26 protein-coding genes are annotated in these 25450 nt (G+C 50.1%); 16 read left to right on the forward strand and 10 right to left on the reverse strand.

Translation table 11 applies throughout. The features are described 5' to 3' along the window. Positions 1-368: 368 nt before the first annotated feature. From IEV98_RS02195 to IEV98_RS02220, 6 genes are read left to right on the forward strand one after another with little or no spacing between them, the layout of a single operon-like run. On the forward strand, positions 369-1010 hold the full coding sequence (locus IEV98_RS02195; protein ID WP_188504293.1) for a DUF6266 family protein: 642 nt from the start codon (positions 369-371) through the stop codon (positions 1008-1010). 13 nt (positions 1011-1023) lie between these two features. After that, positions 1024-1587 (forward strand): DUF6266 family protein, encoded by a 564-nt coding sequence (locus IEV98_RS02200; protein WP_188504294.1) that lies wholly within the window; start codon positions 1024-1026, stop codon positions 1585-1587. A gap of 39 nt (positions 1588-1626) precedes the next feature. Continuing rightward, positions 1627-2238, forward strand: a complete 612-nt coding sequence (locus tag IEV98_RS02205; RefSeq protein ID WP_188504295.1) for a fumarylacetoacetate hydrolase family protein — start codon at positions 1627-1629, stop codon at positions 2236-2238. An 8-nt stretch (positions 2239-2246) separates the two neighbouring features. Then, positions 2247-3938 (forward strand): M23 family metallopeptidase, encoded by a 1692-nt coding sequence (locus IEV98_RS02210; RefSeq protein WP_188504296.1) that lies wholly within the window; start codon positions 2247-2249, stop codon positions 3936-3938. Between the two features lie 17 nt (positions 3939-3955). Further along, on the forward strand, positions 3956-4417 hold the full coding sequence (gene bcp / locus IEV98_RS02215; protein ID WP_188504297.1) for a thioredoxin-dependent thiol peroxidase: 462 nt from the start codon (positions 3956-3958) through the stop codon (positions 4415-4417). 6 nt (positions 4418-4423) lie between these two features. Further along, positions 4424-5818: a hypothetical protein gene (locus IEV98_RS02220; protein WP_188504298.1), complete on the forward strand. Its 1395-nt coding sequence runs from the start codon at positions 4424-4426 to the stop codon at positions 5816-5818. On the opposite strand, the gene IEV98_RS02225 is transcribed toward IEV98_RS02220, so the two are convergent. Together IEV98_RS02225 and IEV98_RS02230 are read right to left on the reverse strand one after the other, a co-directional pair. Next, the gene (locus IEV98_RS02225; protein ID WP_188504299.1) at positions 5813-6220 is read right to left on the reverse strand and encodes a hypothetical protein; all 408 of its coding nucleotides are present in this window, start codon (positions 6218-6220) and stop codon (positions 5813-5815) included. The genes IEV98_RS02220 and IEV98_RS02225 overlap by 6 nt on opposite strands. Before the next feature lie 11 nt (positions 6221-6231). Next, on the reverse strand, positions 6232-6870 hold the full coding sequence (locus IEV98_RS02230) for a 4'-phosphopantetheinyl transferase family protein (RefSeq protein WP_188504300.1): 639 nt from the start codon (positions 6868-6870) through the stop codon (positions 6232-6234). A gap of 141 nt (positions 6871-7011) precedes the next feature. Here IEV98_RS02230 and dcd point away from each other — a divergent pair, with 141 nt between their 5' ends. Continuing rightward, positions 7012-7548: a dCTP deaminase gene (gene dcd / locus IEV98_RS02235; RefSeq protein ID WP_188504301.1), complete on the forward strand. Its 537-nt coding sequence runs from the start codon at positions 7012-7014 to the stop codon at positions 7546-7548. Here dcd and prfB read toward each other — a convergent pair. From prfB to IEV98_RS02255, 4 genes are all read right to left on the reverse strand, one after another. Beyond that, positions 7545-8631, reverse strand: a protein-coding gene (prfB, locus tag IEV98_RS02240; protein WP_188504302.1) for a peptide chain release factor 2 whose coding sequence is annotated in 2 segments (ribosomal slippage) — positions 7545-8570 and positions 8572-8631 — 1086 coding nt in all. Because the reading frame shifts where the segments join, the coding sequence is not laid out codon by codon here. The genes dcd and prfB overlap by 4 nt on opposite strands. 81 nt (positions 8632-8712) lie before the next feature. Further along, complete coding sequence (locus IEV98_RS02245) at positions 8713-10029, reverse strand: DUF819 family protein (RefSeq protein ID WP_229738527.1); 1317 nt, start codon at positions 10027-10029, stop codon at positions 8713-8715. 49 nt (positions 10030-10078) lie between these two features. Then, positions 10079-11758: a M56 family metallopeptidase gene (locus IEV98_RS02250; protein ID WP_188504303.1), complete on the reverse strand. Its 1680-nt coding sequence runs from the start codon at positions 11756-11758 to the stop codon at positions 10079-10081. A 37-nt stretch (positions 11759-11795) separates the two neighbouring features. Then, complete coding sequence (locus tag IEV98_RS02255; protein ID WP_188504304.1) at positions 11796-12176, reverse strand: BlaI/MecI/CopY family transcriptional regulator; 381 nt, start codon at positions 12174-12176, stop codon at positions 11796-11798. A gap of 201 nt (positions 12177-12377) precedes the next feature. Here IEV98_RS02255 and bshA point away from each other — a divergent pair, with 201 nt between their 5' ends. From bshA to purE, 9 genes are all read left to right on the forward strand, one after another. After that, positions 12378-13505 carry an N-acetyl-alpha-D-glucosaminyl L-malate synthase BshA gene (gene bshA / locus IEV98_RS02260; protein WP_188504305.1) on the forward strand — a complete coding sequence of 376 codons (1128 nt, stop codon included), beginning with the start codon at positions 12378-12380 and terminating at the stop codon, positions 13503-13505. A 54-nt stretch (positions 13506-13559) separates the two neighbouring features. Further along, on the forward strand, positions 13560-14267 hold the full coding sequence (gene pyrH, locus IEV98_RS02265; RefSeq protein WP_188504306.1) for a UMP kinase: 708 nt from the start codon (positions 13560-13562) through the stop codon (positions 14265-14267). Positions 14268-14375: 108 nt separating this feature from the next. Next, on the forward strand, positions 14376-14939 hold the full coding sequence (gene frr, locus IEV98_RS02270) for a ribosome recycling factor (protein ID WP_188504307.1): 564 nt from the start codon (positions 14376-14378) through the stop codon (positions 14937-14939). 245 nt (positions 14940-15184) lie between these two features. Then, positions 15185-15874: a zinc metallopeptidase gene (locus tag IEV98_RS02275; RefSeq protein ID WP_188504308.1), complete on the forward strand. Its 690-nt coding sequence runs from the start codon at positions 15185-15187 to the stop codon at positions 15872-15874. Positions 15875-15987: 113 nt separating this feature from the next. Beyond that, the gene (ffh, locus tag IEV98_RS02280; RefSeq protein ID WP_188504309.1) at positions 15988-17328 is read left to right on the forward strand and encodes a signal recognition particle protein; all 1341 of its coding nucleotides are present in this window, start codon (positions 15988-15990) and stop codon (positions 17326-17328) included. A 23-nt stretch (positions 17329-17351) separates the two neighbouring features. Beyond that, positions 17352-17951 carry an NADH-quinone oxidoreductase subunit A gene (locus tag IEV98_RS02285; protein WP_188504310.1) on the forward strand — a complete coding sequence of 200 codons (600 nt, stop codon included), beginning with the start codon at positions 17352-17354 and terminating at the stop codon, positions 17949-17951. Then, entirely contained in the window at positions 17948-18451 is a 504-nt protein-coding gene (locus IEV98_RS02290) for an NADH-quinone oxidoreductase subunit B (RefSeq protein WP_188504311.1), read from the forward strand. The genes IEV98_RS02285 and IEV98_RS02290 overlap by 4 nt, the downstream gene beginning before the upstream one ends. Before the next feature lie 25 nt (positions 18452-18476). Next, positions 18477-19619 carry a 5-(carboxyamino)imidazole ribonucleotide synthase gene (locus tag IEV98_RS02295; protein ID WP_188504312.1) on the forward strand — a complete coding sequence of 381 codons (1143 nt, stop codon included), beginning with the start codon at positions 18477-18479 and terminating at the stop codon, positions 19617-19619. 51 nt (positions 19620-19670) lie between these two features. After that, a complete protein-coding gene (gene purE / locus IEV98_RS02300; protein WP_188504313.1) occupies positions 19671-20180 on the forward strand; it encodes a 5-(carboxyamino)imidazole ribonucleotide mutase in 510 nt (169 codons plus the stop codon). Positions 20181-20206: 26 nt separating this feature from the next. Here purE and IEV98_RS02305 read toward each other — a convergent pair whose 3' ends face one another. The 4 genes from IEV98_RS02305 to IEV98_RS02320 all read right to left on the reverse strand — a co-directional run bounded on the left by IEV98_RS02305 (position 20207) and on the right by IEV98_RS02320 (position 25445). After that, positions 20207-21157, reverse strand: coding sequence for a glycoside hydrolase family 43 protein (locus IEV98_RS02305; RefSeq protein ID WP_188504314.1), 951 nt, complete (start codon positions 21155-21157; stop codon positions 20207-20209). Positions 21158-21181: 24 nt separating this feature from the next. Beyond that, positions 21182-22489, reverse strand: coding sequence for a Gfo/Idh/MocA family protein (locus tag IEV98_RS02310; RefSeq protein WP_188504315.1), 1308 nt, complete (start codon positions 22487-22489; stop codon positions 21182-21184). Between the two features lie 107 nt (positions 22490-22596). Beyond that, positions 22597-23442: a glycoside hydrolase family 16 protein gene (locus IEV98_RS02315; protein WP_188504316.1), complete on the reverse strand. Its 846-nt coding sequence runs from the start codon at positions 23440-23442 to the stop codon at positions 22597-22599. 107 nt (positions 23443-23549) lie between these two features. Continuing rightward, a complete protein-coding gene (locus IEV98_RS02320; protein WP_188504317.1) occupies positions 23550-25445 on the reverse strand; it encodes a RagB/SusD family nutrient uptake outer membrane protein in 1896 nt (631 codons plus the stop codon). Between the last annotated feature and the right edge of the window lie 5 nt (positions 25446-25450).

Below are 25450 nucleotides of genomic sequence, written 5' to 3' on the forward strand. Positions count from 1 at the left end.
CAACCTCTTAAAAAACCTTTACGTACGATGGGATGGATATAATGTTGATGTGAGGTGGATGTGTCTTAACTTTTCTTTAACATTTCATTCAAAAATAATTATACAAAACTTATATTATAGTTGTATATATTTTATATTTCATCGTCTTTTTATCGTCTTTTCATCGACAATTCATCGTCTTTTTGTCGATAAAAAGACGGTATATTGTATAATAAATAACTATTAGTCCTAATATTATTATAAAATTTGTATTATTTTATGATAACTTTATTTGTGGAAAATTCCCGGATTCTGTATACTTGCTTATTATAGACCCATCCCGGCCTTTGGCCGGGGTGCATTTTTGTTGAACAATTAACCGTGATGATATGGCGATACTGAAAGACGGGATAAACGGACCCTTCAGCGGGAAGGTAGGCAGCGTGGTGGGCAGCAGCTGGCGCAAGATAAACTATATCAAAGGCTTCCGGCGGATCAAGGAGACCAAGCCGGAGCCCTCGCCGAAGCAGGCTGCCCAGCACCGCAGGTTCAAGCTGCTTAACGGATTCCTCCGTCCGGTGGCGGAGATACTGGAAACGGGCTTCGGGCAGTTCACGGGCAGGTCGACCGCCGTCAACGCCGCGTTCAGCCACAATTACGGCCATGCCTTCCGGATGGACGGCGACGATCTGACGCTCAACTACCGCGAACTGGCTTTCAGCCGGGGGACGCTGTACACCGCGGGTGCCGAAAGGGCGTGGCTGGAAAACGGCGGCATCAGGGTGAGGTGGGATCCAAGGACCTACGGCGTGGGCGGGGAAATGGATGACGTGGGCCATGCCATCGCCCACCATCCGGAGAGCGGCCTGTTCTTTGGCGGGAATGCGCAGCGGCATGCCGGGGAGGTGGCCTTCTCCTTCAACGGGCATGCTTCGGGCGGTGAATTCCATGTGTGGCTGTTCTTCGCGGACAGCAGGGGGAAGCGGGCTTCCAGAACCGTTTACATCCCGCTCACCGGGCCGGTATCCTGAAAAAAACGGACTGATGGATTTTTTCTACGACAAAAGCATCATAAAGACCAAAGAGCGGTCATACGGCAAGCTGGCCGTACAGCAGCGGATGCGGCTGGCCATGGCGTTCCTCAACCCGCTGAGACCCATCGTCACAGCGGGCTGGGCCGGCCACGGCAAAGGGAATAAAAGCAGGGCATTCGGGCAGGCGCTGAAAAAGCTGCTGCAGGACGCGGTTGAAGGGCAGTATCCCGACCAACGGATCGTGCCGGAGCGCGTGGCGGTCAGTACGGGCATGCTCCCGACGGTGGAAATCCACGATGTGGTGCACGGCCCGGGGGAACTCGAAATCCATTTCACCAGCGGGGAAAACCCATTGGCACGGCCGGCCGACGGGGTGGTGCTGGTGGTGTACAGCCCCGAGGCCGGTATAGCCGGACGCAATACCGATGGCTGTACGCGTAACGATGGATACATCAAGGTCGACCTGCCCCCGCAATTGCGGACAGCGCCGTTCCACGCCTACCTCTTCCTGCACAGTGCCAGCAAGAAACAATACAGTAAAAGCGTGTATATCGGGCAAATCGGGCCTGCATAGTCAGATTGCCTATAATTATAACATCATTCGTTAATACCCATGAAAATAATCGCCATCGGCCGCAATTATGCCGAGCATGCCAAAGAACTCGACAATCCGGTTCCGGAAAAGCCTGTAATCTTCCTCAAACCCGATACCGCGGTATTGAAAGATAACCGCGACTTCTACTATCCGGATTTTTCCAAAAACATCCACCATGAAGTGGAGGTGGTGATCCGTATCTGCAAAGAGGGAAAGCACATCGGCGCGAAATTTGCACATGCCTACTACGACGCGATCGGGCTGGGGATCGATTTCACAGCACGGGATATCCAACAGCTCCATAAAGAAAAATCCCTGCCGTGGGAGTTGGCTAAGGCGTTTGACGGATCGGCCCCCGTCAGTGCCCTGCTCTCCAAAGAAACGTTCGCCGATGTATATAACTTGGGATTCCGTCTTGACAAAAATGGAAAAACTGTGCAGACGGGCAATACCGCGGGTTTGATTTTTTCATTCGAGGATATTCTGGTATTCGTATCGCAGTACATCACCCTGCGCAAGGGCGACCTTATCTTTACGGGCACTCCCGCGGGCGTGGGTCCCGTGGCTATTGGTGATCACCTCGAGGGCTTCATCAATGACCAACGAATGTTTCATTTTTATGTGAAATGATAGTATACATGAAGTATATCCCTATTTTAACGATTGTCCTTTTCAGTACGCTTATCGCAGCGGCACAAACGAATGTCATCACCACGCGAGAATATCCCCAGGGCTATTTCAGGAACCCACTGGCCATTCCGTCGCAAGCTTCGGGAACGTTCGGCGAACTACGGTCCACCCATTTTCACGCCGGCGATGACTACCGTACCCAGCAACGCGTGGGCTTGCCCATCTTCGCAGTTGCCGATGGTTACGTATCCCGTGTACGTGTACAAATCGGCGGTGGCGGCAACTCGGTGTACATCTCCCACCCCAATGGCTATACCAGTGTATACCTGCACATGCACGAGTTTAATGCTCAGTTGACGGCCATCGTCAAAGCCAAACAATATGAACTGCAGCGGTTCGATGTGGATATCCTGCTCGATAATCGGACCGTATCCCTGAAAAAAGGCGACCGGATCGGGTTGTCAGGCAACTCGGGCAGCTCCCAGGGACCACACCTGCACTTTGAAATACGCGATACCGAAACGGAAGCGCCCCTGAATCCACAGCTGTTTGGTTTGGCATTTCCAGACAACATCCCGCCTACCATCCACGGAGTTACCATCTACGATCTGGCTGACGAACCGTTCAGCGAACATACCCCCAGAAGGCACTTATCCGTAAAAGATTACCAAACCGTTGCGGTAAATGGTCGTTTCGGCATCGGCATCAATACGGTAGACCGGCACAACGGTACCACATTCAATAACGGCGTCTATTCAGTCGAGCTCCTATTGGATAACAAGCCGATCAGTACCGTGCTATTTGAAGCGCTCTCGTTTGAGACATCACGGGCTATCCATTCCTACATCGACTATCCCTATTACATACTCAAAAAGACACGGGTCCAGAAAAGTTTCAAGGATCCCAACAACCCCATCAACATTTTCCATGTCCTCGAAGGGGACGGAAGCATCATGTTGACCGATTCGCAGGAGCACACCCTCACTTATCGAGTGCGCGACGCACATGGTAACACCAGCAGCCACACGATCAAGGTGAGGAATGATGCTTCTTATGTACCGGTCCGGCAACGTACCACCGGGACAGCAATGTTCCGGTATGATCGTGAAAATCGCTTTGCTGCCGAAAATATTGAAATCACCATGCCGCCGGATGCCTTATATGACCACTTGCACTTCAACTACCACCAAGGCGCCCGGCCAACCGATGGCTATTCGATGGTGCAGCATGTACACAATCGGTTTATCCCCCTGTTCGAAAGTTATGAACTCAAAATCAAACCGGACTCGACGCTGACGGACGCGCTGAAACCCAAAGCAATCATCGTGGACGACAAGCGGAATTCGCATGGCGGCAACTTTGACGATGGCTGGGTGCGTACCAAAACCCGTTCATTCGGCAGTTTCCATATTGCTGTAGACACGGTTGCCCCCACCATCCAGCCGCAAAACATCAGCGCTGGTAAAGACATGGGTGCGGTAAGCCGTATAAACATCAAGATTTTTGACGACCTATCGGGAATACAGTCATTCAACGGGTACATCGATAACGATTGGGTGCTGATGGAATACGACTCCAAATCACGGTCGCTTTGGCATGAATTTGAAAGCGCCTTGTCAAAAGGCACGCACCGCTTCCGGCTCGAGGTCATCGACTGGAAGGACAATAAACAAGTTTACGACATCAATTTCATCAAATAAAACCACGCAGACAACACATGGCAAAATTAAAAGCCGGGGATAAAGCACCGGCAATCACCGCGAAAAACCAACACGGTCAAACCGTTTCTTTGAACGATTTCATCGGCAAAAAAGTGATTCTCTACTTTTACCCCAAGGACAATACACCGGGCTGTACGACCGAGGCCTGCAATTTCCGAGACAACTACCAATCCCTGCAATCGGACGGCTTTGAGGTTATCGGCGTAAGCGTGAATACAGAGCGATCCCACCGTAATTTCGCCCAGAAATTCAACCTACCCTTTACACTATTGGTCGATACCGACCAGCAAATTGCCAATGACTACGGCGTATGGGGCGAAAAGATGCTGTTTGGCAGAAAATACATGGGTACACTACGCACAACGTTCGTCATCGACGAAAAGGGTACAATCACCCACATTATTGACAAAGTCGACAACGAGCGCGCTTCGCAACAGGTAAGGGAACTGCTTGGCTGATTGCCCATGAGACGCGTCATCTTTGTCATTGCAGGTCTGGTACTCTTAGCCGTAACGGTGGGTTGGGGCTATTTGACTTATCGTCAATACTGCTCTTATCAAACGCTGATTCCACGGGCGACCACATCCGTTATCCGCATCCAAGTGGATGCCCTCGCGAAAGACATCGCCTGGAACGCGCTGTGGAATGGGGATTATTACGGAGATTCAACGGGAGACCAACCTATTGCGTTTGATAGCAAAACAGGAAAGCAGTCGGGGATAGCTATCCCGGCCAATATATTCTTATATCAGCTCGATCATCAGCAATCAGTGGCCTTTCCGGATGTCTTTTTCGGCTCGCTCCAGTTGGCAGACTCGGCGGCCTTCGCGGGGTGGCTGGCCAGCGAATTGGGCATGCAGGTCCGGCAGGATACGCTGGGTACGGTGGCCCTATCCGAGCGGGCGGTAATCCTCCTTAAAGCGCGACAGGTCTTGTTCGCCATATCGCCGGCAAGACCGGCAAAAGACCTGCACCTCCTCACCGGACTGTTAGACACCTTGTTGCAGCCGGGCGCAAGCATTCCCGTTAGAGAGAGCCGTTTCTCGGAAATCCAACACCGTGGCGGCCACCTGTGTATGCTTGGCAAACACGACGCTACGGTTGATTTCAAAAAAGGAGAAATACTGTTTTATGTGCGCCAGGCAATGGACACTCCGCTAGCCATTGAAACGGGTACGCCTCATTTTACCGACTCCAATGCAGTAAGCTTGTGGTTCCAAGGGCCACTGACGAGCCTCCTGAGCGGCCGCAAATTCCACATCGGCACACATACCCTACACGGCGATAGCTTACTCCGCCATTACCGAGGCCATATCCTTCTGGAATGGCGGAGTACCATCATCCAGCAAGACACAGTGATCGAATACGACTACGACGAGAATTTCGATGCAGTAGAACGCCGCGAAATCGTTGAAAAACGCGTACCTGAGGTCTATCTTTCCGTACGGGCCGATTCGGCTTTAAATCGTTACCTCCAAGAACAAGGAATATTGAACGCAACCGGCAATGCCATCAACCGCGACGTGTTTCCGCTATTTCAAATCGGCGTAAATCCAAGGATCGGTGATTACATTCAGTTCCATACGGCAGACCACGCCGAAGTGCCACCAGAACCAGGCCGCGGAGCGCATGAGCGATTTCAGCTCCATATCAACTTCAGCAAAATGGACGTACAGGACATTGCACCCTTAGCCGTTCCCATTGTCCGACCATTCGACCGCCTTGAAGCGTACGGACAATCCATCGAAGATAATGAGCAGCTCATCAACGGGAAACTCCTGATGAAAAATCAGCGGATAAACAGCTTGGTGCAGTTGCTGATGCCCCCACCCGGGGAAGAACAACCACCTGCCCTATGACGGGCCGTTGCCCAGCATGGACAGGATTTCCCCCCGCCGGGCTATATGGGTAAAAGAGACGACTTTATGCGTTTGCTCCAACGCATCGTAAATAAGCAGTACCTTCTCCCAAATACCTGTTTTCTCCGGACCGAGTTCGCTCAGATCGGCCAGCGTATCCAGAAAATCCGCCAATAGGCCCAATTCTTCCGGCTGAAAACCTACACTATCCAGGTGCTGCCGGAATAAGTTGGCCGGGGTTTCCAATAAGTCTGTAATGGTCGTACCAAAATATTCCCCCAACACTTCCTTTAGTACCGAAAGTGCTTCCCCTTTCTGCTCTTCCACGATCAGGCGCTTCACTTTGGCCAGTGTGTGGCTAAGCTGCTGCATCTGGGCCGTTAATGAATCTCTTTTCAACATGTGCTTCGCAACTATTCCTCCACGACATATCCAAGCAGATATTCCTGGAATTTTTCATAATAAACTTTAAACTGTTCTTTACGATGGGGCGCATCCAGATCCAGAAACAGCACACCTTGATCTTGGAAGTCAAAAGGCTTGATGGTCATATTATCTTTGAAAGACACCCCCTTATTCCCCTGCAATTTATAAACCGCTTCCTTGGCACACCAACAAGCGTAGAGCTTTTCGATGTGATCTTTGCCAATGGACACCAACTCCTCGGCTTTCATGAATTTGTCGGCGATTCGCAAGATTTTGGGCTTTACCAGCTCCAGATCGATGCCTACTTCACCATTATCGCTCATCATCACCGCCGCATAGTCGAATGAATGCGTCAGCGAAATCCGCTGCGGAAAATTTGCCAGGTACGGCTTGCCGTTCTCGTCCGAGGGGCAATCAATGAAGCCGGGTGTGTTTAACATGGTGCGGAGTAAGACGCGCGTGGCCAGCCAGTGCAACGTCCGTTTTCCCTTGTTCAGCCGGTTCAGGATGGTTTGCTCACGGCTATCGAGCTGCAGGCGGCCGATCAACTCGTCGGCCGTTTCTTCGATCCGCCAAATGGCAAATCGCACATTATTATCTAACTCACGCAGGTATGCTAACGCCATAAAACCAAACTTAGATAAAATTAGCGATTATTACCAAATAGCCCTTAAAAATATGATTCATTAGTGTATTTTTGCCCATCGTGTTTCGGCCGGAACCGAGCTATACATGCGTCTCTTGCCACACGTCTTATCGTTAAAAAAATGATCTTATCTGACAAGCGCATACTGGAAGAAATCGAACGCGGCTCCATCATTATCGAACCATTCCGCCGGGAATGCCTCGGCACCAATTCGTACGATGTTCACCTCGGCAAGTACCTGGCTACCTATAAAGACCGGGTACTTGATGCGAAGAAACACAATGAAATCGTCCATTTTGAAATTCCGAAAACGGGCTTCGTACTCGAACCGAACACGCTGTATCTAGGGGTGACGCTCGAATACACCGAAACACACAACCATGTTCCCTTCCTGGAGGGCAAGTCCAGCACCGGTCGGCTGGGCATCGATATCCACGCCACCGCCGGTAAAGGCGACGTGGGATTCTGCAATACCTGGACGCTGGAAATCTCCGTGGCTCAACCCGTGCGCATCTATGCAGGGATGCCCATTGGCCAGTTGATCTATTTCAGTGTGGAGGGTGAAATCGAGATCCTGTACAACTCGAAGGGCAACGCTAAATACAACAACAAAACCACGCGCCCCGTTGAGAGCATGATGTGGAAGAATGAATTCTAATTGCCCCCAAATTCCATTAAGTACGCTTTCAAAAACTCGTCGATTTCACCATCGAGTACTGCCTGTGTATTGGAAGTCTCGACATTAGTGCGTAGGTCTTTCACCAGCTTATAGGGATGCAATACGTAATTCCTGATCTGCGAGCCCCACTCGATTTTTTTCTTGTTACCTTCTATTGCAGCCGTGGCTTCCTGCCGTTTGCGCATTTCGATCTCGTACAACTGCGATTTCAACAAGCGTAATGCATTTTCTTTGTTTTGCAGTTGCGAACGTGACTCCTGGTTTTTGATGATGATGCCGGTGGGTTTGTGATGCAGGCGTACCGCGGTCTCCACTTTATTTACGTTCTGCCCGCCGGCCCCGCCGGAACGGAAGGTATCCCATTCGATTTCCGAATCCTTCACATCAATTTCTATATTGTCATCCACTAAGGGGTATACATACACCGAAGCGAAGGACGTATGGCGTTTGGCATTGGAGTCAAACGGTGAAATACGCACCAAACGGTGCACGCCATTTTCACCTTTGAGATAACCATAGGCAAAATCACCGGAAAACTGTAAAGTTACTGTTTTGATACCTGCCACGTCACCTTCCTGATAGTCCTGCTCGGTCACTTTGTAGCCATTGCTTTCTCCCCACATGATATACATGCGCATCAGCATCCCTGCCCAATCACAGCTTTCAGTACCCCCGGCGCCCGCTGTAATCTGCAAGACGGCATCCAATTGGTCTTCCTCGGCACTCAGCATATTTTTGAACTCCAATGCTTCTACCTTAACCAAGGCCACGTCGTACTGTTCTTTTAAATCGGCTTCGGATGCATCTCCCGCCTGAAAGAACTCATACATCACCAACACGTCATCCACGGCGGTGGCTACCTCGTCAAAGTGATCGGTCCAAATTTTCTTGCTTTTGATGGATTGCAGAACTTTCTCCGCAGCTTTGGAGTCGTCCCAAAAATCGGGCTGTAGGGTAAGGGTTTGTTCGCCTTCTATTTCTTCTTTCCGGGCATCGATGTCAAAGGTGCCTCCTCAGGGAAGCGGCTCTATCCCTCAAGTCGTGTATGTGTTCTTTGGTCATGAGGGCAAATGTACGTATTTTTAATTTTCCCAATAGGGTTATTATCGGAGGAAGTGTTTTAATGCTACAGGGTCAACCCGATCATGGCGCTACCATCTGCATCAATATCCCACACAAATAGCCGCCGTAGGTACCTACGGCATAACCGAGCACGGCAATGAATACCCCTACCGGAACCAACGCCGAGTGGAAGGCAGCGGCGGTGACCGAGGCGGAGGCAACGCCACCGATGTTGCCCATGCTGCCGATAGCCAAGAAAAAGAAAGGAGCTTTAACCAATTTGGCCACAGCAAACAGCAGCAATGCATGAAAGGCCAGCCAAACAAGACCAACCAAAAATAACCCCGGGTTGTCCAGGATAGCAAATATGTTCATTTGCATCCCGATCGTAGCGATAAGGACATATAAGAAAACTGTCGCCAAGCGCGACGCTCCCTTCGCTTCCAGCCGCCGAGCGCTGGTAAAAGACAAACCGATTCCCATCAACGTGGCCAGCAGGATCAGCCAGAAAAAGCTCGACGTTAGGCTGAACTTATCGAGCTGTGGCGCATGCACACCAATGTAGTCCGCGATGCTGCCCGACAAGAGATGGGCAATCCCGGTAACGCCAAAAGCAACACCCAACATGACGATATAGTCCTTTGTTTCATTAGCCTTGCCGGTCTCCCCCGCAACAGCCTCCATGCGCTGCGTAAGCTCCTGCACCTCATTGCCCGTAGCCTTGAAGTAGCGGTCGAGCTGTTGTTGCTTACTCGCCCCATAAAGCAGTACAGCCATCCACCCGTAGGCCACAAATACATCCACCGCCACGGTAACGGCAAAAATCTCCGGCGGTGGTTCAAAAATACGGAACAGGGCGGCCTGGTTGGCCCCACCACCTATCCACGAGCCGGCGAGTGTAGCCAATCCTTTCCATACTTCGCCAGCCACCACCTCGGGTGCAAACAACGAGAACAACCACACGGCAAACGGACCGCCCAGGATAATACCGATCATGCCGGTAAAGAACAGCAAGCCGGCGTTCTTTCGAAGTCGCCATACTTCACGAAAATTCAAATTCAAGGTAAAAAGCACCAAACACGCGGGGAGCAGGTAGTTGGAGCTCATCGTATACAGCTCGGATTCGCTTCCGGATATAACGCCGAATGAATTGAATAAGCCCGGCACGAAATAACAGAGCAGCAGCGGCGGTAGGATGGCATAAAATTTCCTGAAGCCCGGATGCTTGCTGCCGGATGTGTAGAACACTGCTGCCAAAATGACCATCAACAGGCCAAATACGGCGGCATCATTGGTAATCAGCGCAGGCGCGTTTGTGGTGTTATCCATGGTTGGCAATTGGGTAGTAAACAAACTCACTTGATACGCACCAAAGGTAACAAAAAAAGCCCGACTCATCCGCCGGGCTTTATTCAACACCTAAAAGATCTGTTGAAGAATGCTCAAATCACTGCTGTAGGTTCAACCGGATAGGCAAGGTGTAGGCCACCCGCACGGCCCTGCCGTTCTGGATGCCCGGTGACCACTTGCTGCTGCTTTGCAATACGCGGATGGCCGCTTCACCTGTACCGTATTTTAAGTCTTTGATAACCTTCAGGTCCGTAAGGCTACCGTCTTTCTCAACCACAAACGCAACCTGTACCTGCCCGTTGACCCCCGCGTCGATAGCCGCTTGCGGATAATCGTAGTTTGCGCCGATATACTGCATGAATGCCGCCATCCCCCCCGGTGGATTGGGGTCGATTTCCACGCTTTGGAATAAGACATCTGTATTTTCTTCCACTACTTCTGGTTTTTTATCGGCGACTTTCACCTGTACCACCGTAGGCTCTGGGTACTGCTTTTCGGCTTTGGCCGCGGCACTACCAGCCTCCTTCTTGGTTGGCGGCTCTACGGGTGGCGGAGGCGGCAACTCGGGGGCATAGCCAACAATGACTACCTCGCCGAGGGAGGTGTAGTCACTTGAAACGGGCGGCGGTGGCGGGGGCATATCGGTTGGATCCACCCCACTGATGCGGAAACTAATGGAAACCATGTATTTACCAATTGGTGCTACACGCTCCACGTTCTCCCGCTGAAGTGCCTTGATTACTTCAGCCTCCTGTCCACTGCCCAACTCGTTGAGAAACTGGATGTCTTCAATGCGGCCCGCCTTGCTTTTTTCAAAGGTAAATGCCAATACACCTTGCGTACCACTGCGCAAAGCCTCTTCCCCGTACGCTACCCACATACCTAATTCCTTCTTAAACGCGTGAGCGCTTTCCGTCGCTGCCGTCGATTTTTCGGATGTGGTTCCAGCTGCCCCCCCTTTTCCCTGATGGTTGCAGGCAATGGAAAAAATAACCATGCCGATGACAATAGGCAAAAGAAATGCGTACCGGAACCAACTGTATTTTGACGATTTATCCCGCAACAACATGGTCAAACGGCGTTTCAGTAAAGTTTTATTCGAAAATGAGTTCGCCAACACCGGACCATTCAGCCCCATTGCACGCGACACCAACAACTCCGCATAAGCCAGTTGGTCGTTGGCTGCAGTTTTCCCGTCGGCGATGTATTCGTGTTGCAACCGCAACGCCCGCTCGTAAAAGTAGATCACCGGATTGAACCAGTTAAGAATCTTAACCACTTGCATCATCACGATATCCGCGCTATGCCACTGCCTTACATGGACCTGTTCATGGTTGATGATCTGGTGGCTACCGTAGACTGCCTGGTCGATCCGTACCCTATTAAAAAAAGAATAGGCTTGTCCCGGATGCCGTTTCCGCAATGCGCTTATGGTATAAACGAATTGCATCACGACAAAGAGCGCAGCGATCAGGCAGCCTATCACATAACCGATGGACAGGTATTGCCGTATGGACGTTGGCGACTCTACGGCCGTCACCCCAGTAGCAAGCTGCTCGGGGGTAGCGTCTCCCAAATGGATTACGGGCAAGTGATATTGATAGACCACCGTATTGTCGAACTCACCATGTTCGGCCAGCGGTAAGGTAAACGCCAGCAATAAGCCAGCAAGCAGGTAAATCCGATTCCCCTGAAAGAAGGTTTCCCGACGTAAAAATACGTAGTAGAAGCCATAGAAAACACAGAGATAAAGGTTGGCGAGCAATAAGTACATCATAATTTAACGTTTTAATTCGTAAATGATCAGGTCATCATCATTTCCCTTTTTTCTTGGCCGCTTCAAGCAGTTTCAACAGTTCATCCGCATCGCTGATGTCGAGCTTTTGCTCTTCCAAAAAGAACGACAGCATGTTCCTTGCCGAATTATTGAAATACCCGTGAAGGAGCTTACCTGTAGCGAATGTGCGGTACTCCTCCTTAGAAACCAAGGGATAATACCGATGGCTCTTGCCAAACGTTTCGTGCCCCACAAAACCCTTGGTCTCCAATATCCGTACAATAGTGGATACAGTATTGTAAGCGGGCTTTGGAATGGGCAGCCTATCTATGATGTCTTTTACAAACGCCTTCTCCAAGTCCCACAGCTCTTGCATAATCTGCTCTTCCGCACGGGTCAACTCTTTCAGTTCTTTCATTGACTTTATATTTTATTATTGTTTGTGAATCCCATAGTTAGTAACATCCAATACAAACGTAAAACTTATATTTTAGTTTTACAACTAATTATTTAGTTTTTTTTTAATATTCATTTAATCATCTCAATCTTTTTACGTTCGGATGAACAACCTATCGGGAAATTTAACCGTATTTTGCATGCAACAAATTGAAGGGAGTACATGAAGATTGGTATTGTATGTTATCCCACCTTTGGTGGAAGCGGTGTAGTCGCTACAGAATTGGGCAAAGCGTTGGCCGCCAATGGCCACCAGATCCATTTTATCACCTATAGCCAGCCGGCACGGTTAGACTTCTTTTCCGAGAACCTCTATTACCACGAGGTCACCATATCCAAATATCCGCTGTTCGACTTTCCGCCTTACGAACTGGCCTTAGCGAGCAAACTGGTCGATGTGGTCCGTTTTGAAAAGCTGGACGTGCTCCATGTGCATTACGCCATTCCCCATGCTTCCGCAGCGTTCATGGCCAAACAAATTCTGGCCACATATGGTATTGACATCCCAGTGGTTACCACATTGCATGGCACGGATATTACCCTTGTGGGTAAAGATGCCAGTTACAGCCCCGTGGTTACCTTTTCGATCAACCAATCGGATGGCGTAACGGCGGTATCCGAAAATCTGAAGGAGGAGACGCTAAGTCATTTTGATATCAGGCGGGAAATCCGTGTTATCCCCAATTTCATCGACCTCAGCCGTTTTAACCTCCAGCCCCGGCAGCATTTCAAACAGGCCATAGCGCCCGGTGATGAGCGGGTGCTTGTGCATACATCCAACTTCCGTAAGGTGAAACGCACCACCGACGTGATTCGCATCTTCAAGAAAGTACAGGAGAAAATTCCCAGCAAACTGCTGATGGTAGGTGATGGCCCGGAGCGTACCGCCGCCGAGCAACTATCGCGCGAGTTGGGCGTCGCCAATGATATCCGTTTCCTCGGCAAGCAGGACGCCGTTGAGGAAATCCTTTCGGTATCCGACCTCTTCCTCATTCCCTCCGGTTCGGAGAGCTTCGGCCTCGCCGCGTTGGAGGCCATGGCGTGCAAAGTACCCGTTATTTCATCCAATACAGGCGGGCTGCCCGAACTAAATGTGGACGGTGTAACGGGGTTTCTCAGTGAAATAGGCGATGTGGATTCCATGGCGGCCAACGCCATCTATATACTGGAAGACTGCGATCGGTTGCAGCAGTTTAAGGAAGCAGCTCTGGAGCGCGCCAAGGACTTCCAGTTGGCTAACATCATGCCGCTATATGAGCAGTATTACCAAGAGGTAATCACAAGCAGTTAAAAAATTTCTTTTATCTTTGGCGCTTGGGAGCCCCCTTCCAAGACAGCAACAGATATGAAATATAAACGCATCCTACTCAAACTCAGCGGCGAAGCGCTCATGGGCGATCAAAATTACGGTATCGACATCAACCGCGTAGCCCAATATGCTAAGGACATCAAAGAGATTCACAGCAAAGGCATGGAGATAGCCATCGTTATTGGCGGCGGTAACATCTACCGGGGGCTCAGTGCCGAAAAAGCCGGAATGGACCGTGTACAAGCCGACTACATGGGTATGTTGGCCACCGTCATCAACAGCATGGCACTTCAGGATGCGCTCGAGAAACTGGAAATCAAGACACGCTTGCTTACGGCTATCAAAATGGAACAGATCTGCGAGCCATTTATCCGGCGACGTGCCGTACGTCACCTCGAAAAAGGCCGGGTGGTCATCTTTGGCGCCGGCACGGGCAACCCCTATTTCACCACCGATACAGCAGCTTCGCTCCGCGCTATCGAAATCAACGCTGATGTGGTACTTAAAGGCACCCGCGTGGATGGTATATACACCGCCGATCCCCTCAAAGACCCATCAGCAACGCGATTTGATGAAATCACATTCCAGGATGTATACAATCGCGGACTCAATGTGATGGACATGACGGCGTTCACGCTATGCCAGGAAAACAAATTGCCAATCATCGTATTCGACATGAATAAACCCGGCAACCTGACACGTCTGGCAAATGGCGAACACGTTGGAACTTTAGTACGAGAATAACTATGTTTCATCTCTAACAGTCTATTTTCAACGGCAGATGAGAAATCGATAAAATTGCATATATCTTCAATTTTATCTAAGTTTGACCCATCCTAATAACGTATAACCATGGACGAACTGATATCCTTACAACTTGACGATAGTGCCGATCAGATGAAAAAAGCAGTGGCACATACGGAATCCGAACTGACTAAAATCCGCGCCGGCAAGGCGATGCCTTCGATGCTTGATGGTATTCATGTGGATTACTACGGCACGGCTACACCACTTTCACAGGTCAGCAACATCAATACGCCCGATGCCCGGACACTGGTCATCCAGCCGTGGGAGAAAACCATGCTGTCTCCCATCGAAAAGGCCATTCTCGAAGCCAATATTGGGTTGAACCCGCAGAACGACGGCAGTATCATCCGGCTGAATATCCCCCCGCTTACGGAAGAACGTCGCCGGGATTTGGCGAAAAAGGTAAAAGAAGAAGCCGAAAAGGGACGTGTGGCGGTAAGGAATATTCGCAAGGACGCTAACGATACCATCAAAAAATTGAAAAATGACGGGGTATCTGAGGATGAAATCAAAGCCGGCGAAGCGGAAGTCCAGAAACTCACCGATAAACACATCGCAGACGTGGATAAACTTGCCGAAGCCAAGGAAAGAGATATTATGACGGTGTAGGCCTTTTACAGCCGAGAGCCTCTAAAGCCATCGATGGATATACATGGATGGCTTTTTTGTGCAACTTTGTCATTATAATCGACCAAACCACCGGACGGATTTGCAGGTCATCCGTTGATTTTTTATATTCGTAACATGTCCAGACAGCCATCTCGTCAGCGAAAGGCGTCCGGTATATTTTTTGACTATGCAATAGCAAAGAATACAAAGAGTAAGTAGACAGAAACAGATAAAACAAAGATATTATGATGAGTTATTGGATTATTTTCGGCGGTATCATGTTGGTTAGCATGATTGTGCAGTGGCGGTTTAAGAGCAAATTCAAGAAGTATTCGGAAACACCGTTGAGCAGTGGCATGACCGGAAGGGATATTGCTGAGAAAATGTTGCATGACCACGGGATCTATGATGTAGAGATCATTTCGGCGCAGGGCCGGTTGAGCGACCACTACAACCCCGCCAACCGCACGGTCAATTTGAGCCCCGAAGTGTATAGCGGCCGTAGCGTCGCGGCCGCAGCCGTAGCCGCCCACGAATGCGGACACGCTGTGCAGCACGCAAAGGCCTATTCCTGGTTGCAGTTCCGCTCGGCAATGGTGCCCATCGTAAGCGTTGCATCCAACATGGTCACCTGGGTATTGATGATCGGCGTGATTATGATGGCTTTCTCTGGCAACCATTACGTGCTTGCCATCGGCGTAGCCGCATTGGCGATCACTACCCTATTTTCATTTGTGACGCTCCCCGTGGAGTTTGATGCTTCCAAGCGTGCGCTGGCATGGCTGGACAATAAAGGCATTACCCATAGCAGCGTAGAACACGCTGGCGCTAAAGACGCACTGTGGTGGGCAGCAATGACGTATGTGGTGGCAGCCCTGTCATCATTGGTGACGCTGCTTTACTACGCCAGCATGTTGTTGGGCAGAAGAGAGTAAGCACCTACTTTGAAGATTAAGCGAGTTAGTCCGTCCCGATAGATTCGGGATGGACTTTTTTATTATGGATTTCGTACCTTTGCATTTCGTTCATTTTTATTTGATAACTGACGATGTTTCAGAACCTACAGGATAAATTAGATAGGGCCTTCAAGGTATTAAAAGGCCAGGGAAATATTACCGAGATCAACGTTGCGGAGACCATGAAGGAAATCCGTAAGGCGTTGCTCGATGCCGACGTAAACTATAAAACGGCCAAGGCATTTACCGACGAGGTGAAACAGAAGGCTCTGGGCCAAAACGTACTCACCAGCATTTCTCCCGGCCAGTTGCTTACCAAAATCATGAACGACGAGCTGACCGAATTAATGGGCGGCTCCACCACTGAGCTGGAGGTATCGAAAAACCCAACTGTCATTCTCATCGCTGGACTCAACGGTGCGGGTAAAACCACGTTCTCGGGTAAGCTCGCCAACTACCTTAAGGAGAAAAAAGGAAAGAAACCACTGTTGGTGGCGGGCGACGTATACCGACCGGCTGCAATCGACCAACTGCAGGTACTGGGCCAACAGGTGGATGTACCGGTTTATGCCGACACAGCATCAAAAGACCCCATCGGTATTGCCAAAGCGGGCGTGGCTGAGGCCAAACAAAAGGGTTATAACGTGGTCATCATCGATACAGCGGGCCGGTTGGCCATTGATGAGGCACTCATGAATGAGATATCTGCTGTAAAGGACGCTACACAACCACATGAAATCTTGTTTGTCGTAGATGCGATGACCGGCCAGGATGCGGTGAATACGGCTAAGGCATTCAACGATAGACTCGACTTTACCGGAGCCGTGCTTACCAAGCTGGATGGCGATACGCGGGGCGGCGCTGCCCTATCCATCAAATCGGTGGTCAACAAGCCCATCAAATTCATCGGTACCGGCGAAAAGATGGAGGCCCTTGATGTCTTCCACCCCGACCGGATGGCTTCCCGGATCCTGGGAATGGGCGATGTGGTCTCCTTGGTGGAGCGTGCACAGCAGCAATTTGATGAGCAGGAAGCTGCCGAGCTGCAACGCAAAATCCGCAAGAACAAGTTTGACTTCAACGATTTCAAAAGCCAAATCCAGCAAATCAAGAAAATGGGTAACATGAAAGACCTCATGGGCATGATTCCCGGTGTGGGTAAGGCGATCAAGGACGTAGACATCGATGATAACGCCTTTACCCCTATTGAAGCCATCATCAATTCCATGACCCCTTACGAACGTGAAAACCCGGATATCATCGACCAAAAACGCCGGGCACGCATCGCCAAGGGCTCCGGTACGGACTTGGTGGAGGTAAATAAATTGATGAAGCAGTTTGGCGACATGCGCAAGGTTATGAAACAAATGTCAAACCCTGCCGCCATGGCGCGCATGATGCGTGGCGCACCCAAGATGCCCATGGGAAGGTAACAAAAAATCCCTATCTTTGAATCATGGATGACCCGGCGCAGCTGACCGAATTTGGCAAAATACTCCTCATCGGAGTAATGGGTATCTTATTGGTATTGTTCACGCTGCTGCTGGGAAAGATTCTCTCACCCAAGAAACCAACGCCCGAAAAGCTTAGCACCTATGAATGCGGCGAAGAAGCTGTGGGCAATTCCTGGGTACAGTTTAATCCCCGTTTTTACGTTATCGCGCTCATCTTTCTGCTGTTTGACGTCGAGCTGATATTCATTTTTCCATGGGCAACCATCTTCGGCCAGCCCGAACTGATTGCCGCCGACCCGCGCTGGGGTTGGTTTGCTTTGGTAGAAATGGGCGTCTTTGTAGGGATATTGATCATCGGCCTGCTATACGTATGGAAGAAAGGGGATTTGGAATGGGTGAAGCCGCAAACAATGACGCCCCGCGTAGCCGTGAACATTCCCCAATCGGCCTATGATAAATTGAACCGCGAGCAGTATCGCGTCCGCAAGTTTGAGCCAATCACGGAATCGACCGCGACCCCAAAAGTGCTATCTTCAGCAGGTGAACCAAAAAAACCGGCATTCAAGCCCGTATTCAGAAAACCCGGAACAACATCCTCATGAGCATCGATAAACAATTGGAAAGTAACGGGGTAGTCATTGCAAAGCTCGATGATCTGCTAAATTGGGCCCGGTTGTCATCGATGTGGCCCATGAGCTTCGGCATAGCCTGTTGTGCCATCGAAATGATGGGTGCGATGGCTTCTACTTATGACCTTGATCGCTTCGGTGTGTTTCCACGACCGTCGCCCCGCCAATCGGACGTGATGATTATTGCGGGCACGGTAACCTTTAAGATGGCCGACCGCATCCGACGGCTGTACGAGCAAATGCCCGACCCCAAATATGTGATTTCCATGGGCTCATGTGCCAATTGCGGTGGTCCTTATTGGCAGCATGGTTACCACGTGGTGAAAGGTGTGGATCGTATCATCCCCGTGGATATTTACGTTCAAGGTTGCCCACCCCGACCCGAAGCGCTTATCGGTGCCTTTCTGGAACTGCAAAAAAAAATAGAAACCGAACATATCGTAGCCGACAAAGTGCGATCAGCACGCGCTTAACCTTCAATAGTTAGTTAATCCTCCTATGGCAAAAGATTTTTATGGCGAATTACAATTGGGTATCCTCGGCGGCGGACAACTGGGCCGCATGCTTATCCAGGAAGCCATCAATTTCAATGTGAACATCCATATCCTCGATCCCGATAAAAATGCACCCTGCCGCAACTTGTGCAACCGCTTCGTACATGGGGCGTTGAACGATTTTGATACCGTATATGCTTTTGGCAAAGGGCTGGATATGGTGACCATCGAAATCGAAAAAGTGAATGTAGATGCACTCGAAAAACTCGAAGAAGATGGGGTATTGGTGTATCCGCAGTCGCGCATTATCCGACTCATACAGGACAAGGGGCTGCAAAAGCAGTTTTTTAAACAAAATGACATCCCCACAGCGCCTTTCCAGTTGATTTCATCGAAAGAAAACCTGGCGAATGCGGCCATCCCGTTGCCTTATATCCAAAAGCTCCGTAGAGACGGTTATGATGGCAAGGGCGTTAAAAAAATCATCAATGAATCTGATATCCAGTCGGCCTTCGAAGCACCCAGCCTTATTGAGCAGTGGATTGATTTTGAAAAAGAGCTGGCTATCATCGTTTCGCGAAATGACAATGGCGAAGTCGCCACATTCCCCTGTGTGGAAATGGAATTCAATCCGGAGGCCAATCTCGTGGAATTTCTGATTTCGCCCTCTACACTGCCTTTCGAAATCCAGCAACGGGCGGAATTGTTGGCTAAAAAGATCGCCGAGGATTTACAGATTGTTGGACTTTTGGCCGTGGAGTTGTTTCTGACGCGGGACGGGCAATTACTAGTCAACGAACTCGCTCCTCGCCCACACAACAGCGGACACCAAAGTATTGAGGGCAATTTCACATCGCAGTTTGCACAGCACCTGCGAGCCATCTTCAATCTCCCTGCGGGCAATACCGCGACACGGACCAATGCCGTGATGGTAAACCTACTGGGTGAAGCCGGCCACGATGGGCTTGCTCGTTATGAAGGCATTGAAGAAGTTTTAGCGATGGAAGGTGTATATCTACACCTCTATGGCAAAAAATATACCAAGCCGTTCCGCAAGATGGGCCACGTTTGCATCGTCAATGAAGATCGAGAGGTAGCTATCAATACGGCAAGGGAAGTACAACAGACGATCAAGGTGATTACCTAGCGGCAAGCGTACGGAGTAACGGATAAAGAGTAAGAATTAAAGAGCAAACAAATGACCACACATCATCTCCCAGAAGTAGGCATCATCATGGGCAGCAAATCCGATCTGCCGGTGATGCAAGATGCAGTCGAAATATTGAAGTTGTTGGGTGCACGCATAGAAGTAACCATTGTATCAGCGCACCGCACTCCAGACCGCATGTTTGATTACGCCAAGGGCGCGGCCGCTCGTGGCCTAAAGGTCATCATTGCCGGTGCCGGCGGAGCTGCCCACCTTCCGGGTATGGTGGCTTCCATCACCCACCTGCCTGTCGTTGGCGTACCGGTCAAATCATCCAATTCCATTGACGGCTGGGATTCGGTGCTTTCCATCCTACAGATGCCCAATGGCATCCCGGTGGCAACCGTAGCACTCAATGCGGCCAAAAATGCCGGTATCCTCGCCGCGCAAATCCTAGCGGTTTCCGATAAGCAAATCGCACAAAACCTATTGAGCTATAAAGCCGAATTGGCCAAGAAGGTAGAAGAAAGTGCGCGGGAAGTCGAAAACGAAGGAATTTGAATTTGAAATATAAAGTATAAAGCCGTTCACTTACTGCTCACTTGTATCAATCGCTGCAGTTCTTCTCTACTGATCTGGAAAACCGTCCCGTGTCGGATACCTTCCGGCATTACCAGCTTTTCAGAGAACTCCTGCCAACGCGCTAAATCCTTCGAAGCGATTGCACCGTATTGATGTTCGGTATATTTGTCGAAATACACCACCCACTCGCCATTGATTCGCGTCACCGTAGGGCCTTCGGCCCAGTAATCCCCGGATATCGGCTTGCCGGCAGCACCGTATGGCCCTTCTAGCGCAGTAGCGTAAGCAATCTTCAGGTTCTTCTGGTCTGGCTCACGTGTTTCATCCTTCAGGAACATCACCCACCGGTCGCCCTCGCGCACCACTGTCGCATCAATCACATTGAACCCTGGGTCATAAAACAGTTTGGTATCGCTAAACGTCCTGAAATCCTTCGTCGTCACGTAATACATCCGGTGATTATAACCGTTGTCTGCCTCTACCTGCGTTTCCGGAAATTGGCCCCGTATCGTCGTAGCCCAATAAATCACGTACAATGCATGCTCCGGATCATAGGTAACCTCTGGAGCCCAACAATTACGTGCTTCAGGTTCATGTGCCATCACCGGGATATAGTGTTGTGCTGACCAATGAATCAAATCATCCGACGAAGCGTAGCCGATCCCTCGATCGGTCCAACTCACCGTCCAAACCATATGAAATCGGCCATCGGCACCACGGATAATACAGGGGTCGCGCATTAATTTGTCGGCACTCAGTTCCGGTCTCAAAAACGACCGGCCGTCATTTAACGCCTTCCATTTGAATCCGTCATCACTGTAGGCAAGGTGTAGGCCATCTTCCCCGTTGTCCTTAAAATAAGAGAAAGCATATACGCTATCGCCTTGCTGGGAAAACGATGTGTACGCTAGTAAAAGACAAATAATGCCCCCCGTCAATTTTTTAAATACCGACATTTTCGTCAACCTATTAATCACCTATCAGACCGTAGGGATGCGGTATCCGTTATGATAATCAGCTGCGAGCAATTTATTGGCAGCGCTACTGGTAAACCTCCCCCTCTTAGCGTCCCAATAGATTTTTTCGCCGGTGCGATAAGCGATATTGCCCATTTGCGAGAAAACCGCGATATGGGCTCCGGCCTCGATGGGCGCATGGAGTGCTTCCAAGTTCCTTGAGCGTACGACCTCTACAAAATTAGTGGTATGCTTATCCAATCCGTTATCCTGGCTCTTCTGGAGTGGTACCGCCTCCATCCGGTCTCCTTCCGGAATCACTTCCCATCCGCCCCTATCCAACACCAGTGTACCATAATTCCCGATGAAAGCCACGCCATGGTTACGGCCATAAGGGCCGCCATCAATGCCGTTGGCATGTTCCCACTGTACGGTGAAATCATCGAACTCATAGACCGTGGTAAGTGTATCGGGCGTCTCGGCTGCATCATCCGGATAAGCGAATTTGCCACCGGTAGCCATAATGGACTTTGGCGTAGTAGCCTTCATGCCAATCAGTGCAAAATCCAGCATGTGTACACCCCAGTCGGTCATTAACCCACCTGCATAGTCCCAAAACCAACGAAATTCGAAATGGAAGCGGTTGGGATTGAAGGGCCGTTGTTCGGCCGGTCCGAGCCAGCGGGTATAATCCACGCCATCCGGCGCAGGTCCATCGGGCTTCACAGGGATACTTTTCATCCAGCCTTGATAGGCCCAGGCTTTCACCAACCGAATTTTACCCAGTTTACCCGAATGAACAAAATCAACAGCGTCCCTGAAATGCTGCTGGCTGCGTTGCCATTGCCCCACCTGCACGGCACGGTTGTGCTTCTTGGCTGCGCCTACCATGGCATTGCACTCTGCAATGGAATTGCCTAGTGGCTTTTCTACATAGACATCCTTTCCTGCGACACAGGCATCCACCAATTGCAGGCAATGCCAATGATCCGGCGTACCGATGATGACGGCATCTATATTAGGATCAGCCAGCAACTCTTCGTGTTTAGTATATAGTTTTGGAACAATATTGCGCTCCTTCAATTCTGCTGTACGTTTCTGTAATACATTAGCATCCACATCACACAGCGCCGTACATTGTACACCTGGTACCTTCAGCATGGAGTTGAGGTTTGCCCATCCCATACCGTTTGCACCAATCAGTCCAACACGGACGGTATCTTGACGAAAATCAGCCAGACCGCCAAAGGCAGCGGGAAAAGCAGAAGCTGCACCAGTAGCGGCTGCCAACGTTGTCATTGTGCCCAAAAATTTTCTTCGCGTGGTATTCATAATAATGGCTTTATCGATGGTATTCTGCGACTAAGATATGAAACCATCGTGATTTTACAAAACGTGCAGCGGAATGAATAAATATAGATCGCATTACGTGATATATGCTACTTTACCGATCTCCGCTGATATATCCTAATGTAGTCAATCTCATATTTTGCAGGCAATAGGCTATCGTTTATTTCACCGCCATTGATACCGCCCAATGCTAAATTCAACAGGATATAATGAGGTTGTTTAAATGGATTGATGCCGGTGCCGTCCTTATTGACTAGCTCATCCAATGCCACACGGTTCATTAGCATCCCATCCATATATAACGAGATGTGCATTTCATCCCAGTCCATCCGCCAAATGTGGAACTGCTTTGCCCATTCCTTACCTCCTAGCGAATCGACACTTTTGGTCTCTTCGTACCATTTAGCTTGCCACGGTTCATCCGTACCGCAAGCGATGTTAGCCAGAATCATCCCACGATAATACTCCATAATATCGATCTCACCGTTGGAAGGCCATTCCCCATCTATACCCAATGTCCAAAAAGCCGGCCATAGCCCAGCGCCGACGGGAATACGAGCTTTCATCTCAAAACGACCGTATTGCCATTGGTTCTTGCCGCGCGTATTGATGGACGAGGCTGTGTATTCAATTGTCTTCCGGGATCGTCCCCAGTGTGTACTCGACGGATCATAGGTAGGATTGGCCCTATTCGTTTTGCGAGCCTCAATAATCAAGAAGCCATTTTTGCAATAGGCGTTGTCCGGTTGATACCATTGATTTTCGTGGTTACGGACGAAGCCATGCTCAAACTGCCAATTGGAGGAGTCGACCAAACCATCTTTCTCGAATTCATCAGACCAAATCAATTGATAGTCACCAACGCTCCCTACGGGCATCCCGTCACCTAGTGACATCAAAAGCAGGGGTATCAGCAGGATACTTAAATACATCATATCGTATCTTCCTATAATCAAACTTTAATGATTAATAATCGGTACTAAACGGCGACTTTGGGATATTACAGTAAAAAGGGGAACGCCTAAACGTCCCCCTTATGTGACTAGTAACCTGGATTCTGCACGAGTTGACCATTCCGGTTCATTTCATCGCGATGGATCGGAATGAAATACATCTTATCCAGCCATTGCCGGTTTTCAATACCCGGATCAATAGTACCTACGGTATACGTATAGGTGTAGTTTTCGGGATCATATCGGTATATGGAGACTGAACTTCCGGGCTTCAGCCTACCCAATATCCGGATGATCCCGACCTTCCGACCCAGCGTTTCGGCGGCAATCATCCACCGACGTGCGTCGTGAAAGCGATGCTCTTCATAAGCCAATTCGACCCGCCGCTCCTTCCGATAGGCATCACGCAGTGCATCGCCCGATGCGGCAATCGCTGGCATACCTGCCCGGAAGCGGATCCGGCTCAACCATGTCCGAGCCTCTGCTTCCTGGCCCAATTCAATACAGGCCTCGATGTAGTTCAGCACCACCTCGGTATAACGCAACACCGGCCAAGGGACGAACTGCCGTGTATTCTGGTCGACCACCGCGGGATCTGGATCGATGAATTTACGCATGTAGTAACCGGTATGCGTGCCGTTCCAGTCTTCTACACTACTATTGCGGGTATCCAATCCGTAGTGGATAACCTTATTGCCGTTCTGCATGATTTCATATTGGCCGGTTTGGATCTGATTGTTAGGATCCCGACCGGTCACGTCAGCCGTACGTGGCTTCCAATCCGCCCCGTCATACAAGATGGTGGCATAAAAACGCGGATCCCGATCGGCATATGGTGTAGCTGCATGGGCTGGGTTACCCCAACTAAAGGGTGTTCCATCTATCAAGTCGTAATCGTTGACCAATTCCTGTATAGGGCTGTTACCTGCCCAATTGTGATAACCGTTCGGGCCGTTATTCCGGCCTACATAATTGCCACCCTCATCCTTGAGATCTATGAAAAAGCGTCCGAGAATCAAATCGGCCTTGCCGTCGGCAGATACAGCCTTGCTGCCGCCGGCCATCGCGATCGACAGGTAGTTGGCCGTCCCTTCTTCGGGGGTTACCGGCTCGGTGAGGTCCATCATATAGCCCGCTCCATGGGCATCCATCACGGCTTTGGCCGCGGTCCTGGCACGTTCCCAGCGCTCTGTTTGACTGCCGCTCGTATATCCAACGTATTCAGGGTTTGTATAACTCGCAATGGTTTCCGAATTGGCGGACGCTGTGGGGACATCGTGCAGGTCACTGGCCGCCTTTGTTAGTATACGGGTTTTCAATGCCAGTGCCGCCGCTACAGAAGCCCGCCCGTCCGCTACCGGTGCATCCGCTAGCAATTCAGCGGCCCGATCGCAATCCGCCACGATAAACTCCACGTTCTCTTCGAATGTATTTCGAGCAATGGTATAATCTGCTTCGCCCAATCCATAAACGCTGTCGATTAAAGGAACGGCGCCATAATACCTCAGTAATTCGGTGTAGAAAAAAGCGCGGAGGAAATGGGCTTCACCCATCAACTGGTTGGCAATATTTGACGAGTTGTCGAACTGGGGGTTCGTAAGATTATTGATAGCGGTGTTGGTTGCCCGGACACGTCGATACAGATTTCCCCAGTTATGCGTTCCTGCACTGATTTGACTATTCCACCCCTGGCTAGCATCGTTCGAACGAGCTTCGGTAATCGTATTGATTCCCCGGCCCGGATGGGTAAACATCGCTTCGTCTGATAAAGATGCCAACATTTCTTCATCGAATCCTCCCTGGCCAAAGCCATTATAAATCTCAATGACAAACGCCTCCGCCAGTCCGGCATCTCGCCATGCAGCCTCGTCAGACACCTCTCCCAAAGGTTTTGTGCTTACGAAATCATCGTTGCACGCCGCGGTACAGATCATTACCAATAGTAGGCACTGTACAAACGCTTGATATTTTTTGAATCTTTTCATCTCTT

This window comes from Parapedobacter pyrenivorans, assembly GCF_014636865.1.
GTDB lineage: Bacteria > Bacteroidota > Bacteroidia > Sphingobacteriales > Sphingobacteriaceae > Parapedobacter > Parapedobacter pyrenivorans.

What these genes read in the sequence shown, in the direction of transcription:
- IEV98_RS02195 (WP_188504293.1), top strand. Translation starts at nt 369, where the DNA reads ATGGCGATACTGAAAGACGGGATAAACGGACCCTTCAGCGGGAAGGTA.
- IEV98_RS02200 (WP_188504294.1), top strand. Translation starts at nt 1,024, where the DNA reads ATGGATTTTTTCTACGACAAAAGCATCATAAAGACCAAAGAGCGGTCA.
- IEV98_RS02205 (WP_188504295.1), top strand. Translation starts at nt 1,627, where the DNA reads ATGAAAATAATCGCCATCGGCCGCAATTATGCCGAGCATGCCAAAGAA.
- IEV98_RS02210 (WP_188504296.1), top strand. Translation starts at nt 2,247, where the DNA reads ATGAAGTATATCCCTATTTTAACGATTGTCCTTTTCAGTACGCTTATC.
- bcp (WP_188504297.1), top strand. Translation starts at nt 3,956, where the DNA reads ATGGCAAAATTAAAAGCCGGGGATAAAGCACCGGCAATCACCGCGAAA.
- IEV98_RS02220 (WP_188504298.1), top strand. Translation starts at nt 4,424, where the DNA reads ATGAGACGCGTCATCTTTGTCATTGCAGGTCTGGTACTCTTAGCCGTA.
- IEV98_RS02225 (WP_188504299.1), bottom strand. Translation starts at nt 6,220, where the DNA reads ATGTTGAAAAGAGATTCATTAACGGCCCAGATGCAGCAGCTTAGCCAC.
- IEV98_RS02230 (WP_188504300.1), bottom strand. Translation starts at nt 6,870, where the DNA reads ATGGCGTTAGCATACCTGCGTGAGTTAGATAATAATGTGCGATTTGCC.
- dcd (WP_188504301.1), top strand. Translation starts at nt 7,012, where the DNA reads ATGATCTTATCTGACAAGCGCATACTGGAAGAAATCGAACGCGGCTCC.
- IEV98_RS02245 (WP_229738527.1), bottom strand. Translation starts at nt 10,029, where the DNA reads ATGAGTCGGGCTTTTTTTGTTACCTTTGGTGCGTATCAAGTGAGTTTG.
- IEV98_RS02250 (WP_188504303.1), bottom strand. Translation starts at nt 11,758, where the DNA reads ATGATGTACTTATTGCTCGCCAACCTTTATCTCTGTGTTTTCTATGGC.
- IEV98_RS02255 (WP_188504304.1), bottom strand. Translation starts at nt 12,176, where the DNA reads ATGAAAGAACTGAAAGAGTTGACCCGTGCGGAAGAGCAGATTATGCAA.
- bshA (WP_188504305.1), top strand. Translation starts at nt 12,378, where the DNA reads ATGAAGATTGGTATTGTATGTTATCCCACCTTTGGTGGAAGCGGTGTA.
- pyrH (WP_188504306.1), top strand. Translation starts at nt 13,560, where the DNA reads ATGAAATATAAACGCATCCTACTCAAACTCAGCGGCGAAGCGCTCATG.
- frr (WP_188504307.1), top strand. Translation starts at nt 14,376, where the DNA reads ATGGACGAACTGATATCCTTACAACTTGACGATAGTGCCGATCAGATG.
- IEV98_RS02275 (WP_188504308.1), top strand. Translation starts at nt 15,185, where the DNA reads ATGATGAGTTATTGGATTATTTTCGGCGGTATCATGTTGGTTAGCATG.
- ffh (WP_188504309.1), top strand. Translation starts at nt 15,988, where the DNA reads ATGTTTCAGAACCTACAGGATAAATTAGATAGGGCCTTCAAGGTATTA.
- IEV98_RS02285 (WP_188504310.1), top strand. Translation starts at nt 17,352, where the DNA reads ATGGATGACCCGGCGCAGCTGACCGAATTTGGCAAAATACTCCTCATC.
- IEV98_RS02290 (WP_188504311.1), top strand. Translation starts at nt 17,948, where the DNA reads ATGAGCATCGATAAACAATTGGAAAGTAACGGGGTAGTCATTGCAAAG.
- IEV98_RS02295 (WP_188504312.1), top strand. Translation starts at nt 18,477, where the DNA reads ATGGCAAAAGATTTTTATGGCGAATTACAATTGGGTATCCTCGGCGGC.
- purE (WP_188504313.1), top strand. Translation starts at nt 19,671, where the DNA reads ATGACCACACATCATCTCCCAGAAGTAGGCATCATCATGGGCAGCAAA.
- IEV98_RS02305 (WP_188504314.1), bottom strand. Translation starts at nt 21,157, where the DNA reads ATGTCGGTATTTAAAAAATTGACGGGGGGCATTATTTGTCTTTTACTA.
- IEV98_RS02310 (WP_188504315.1), bottom strand. Translation starts at nt 22,489, where the DNA reads ATGAATACCACGCGAAGAAAATTTTTGGGCACAATGACAACGTTGGCA.
- IEV98_RS02315 (WP_188504316.1), bottom strand. Translation starts at nt 23,442, where the DNA reads ATGATGTATTTAAGTATCCTGCTGATACCCCTGCTTTTGATGTCACTA.
- IEV98_RS02320 (WP_188504317.1), bottom strand. Translation starts at nt 25,445, where the DNA reads ATGAAAAGATTCAAAAAATATCAAGCGTTTGTACAGTGCCTACTATTG.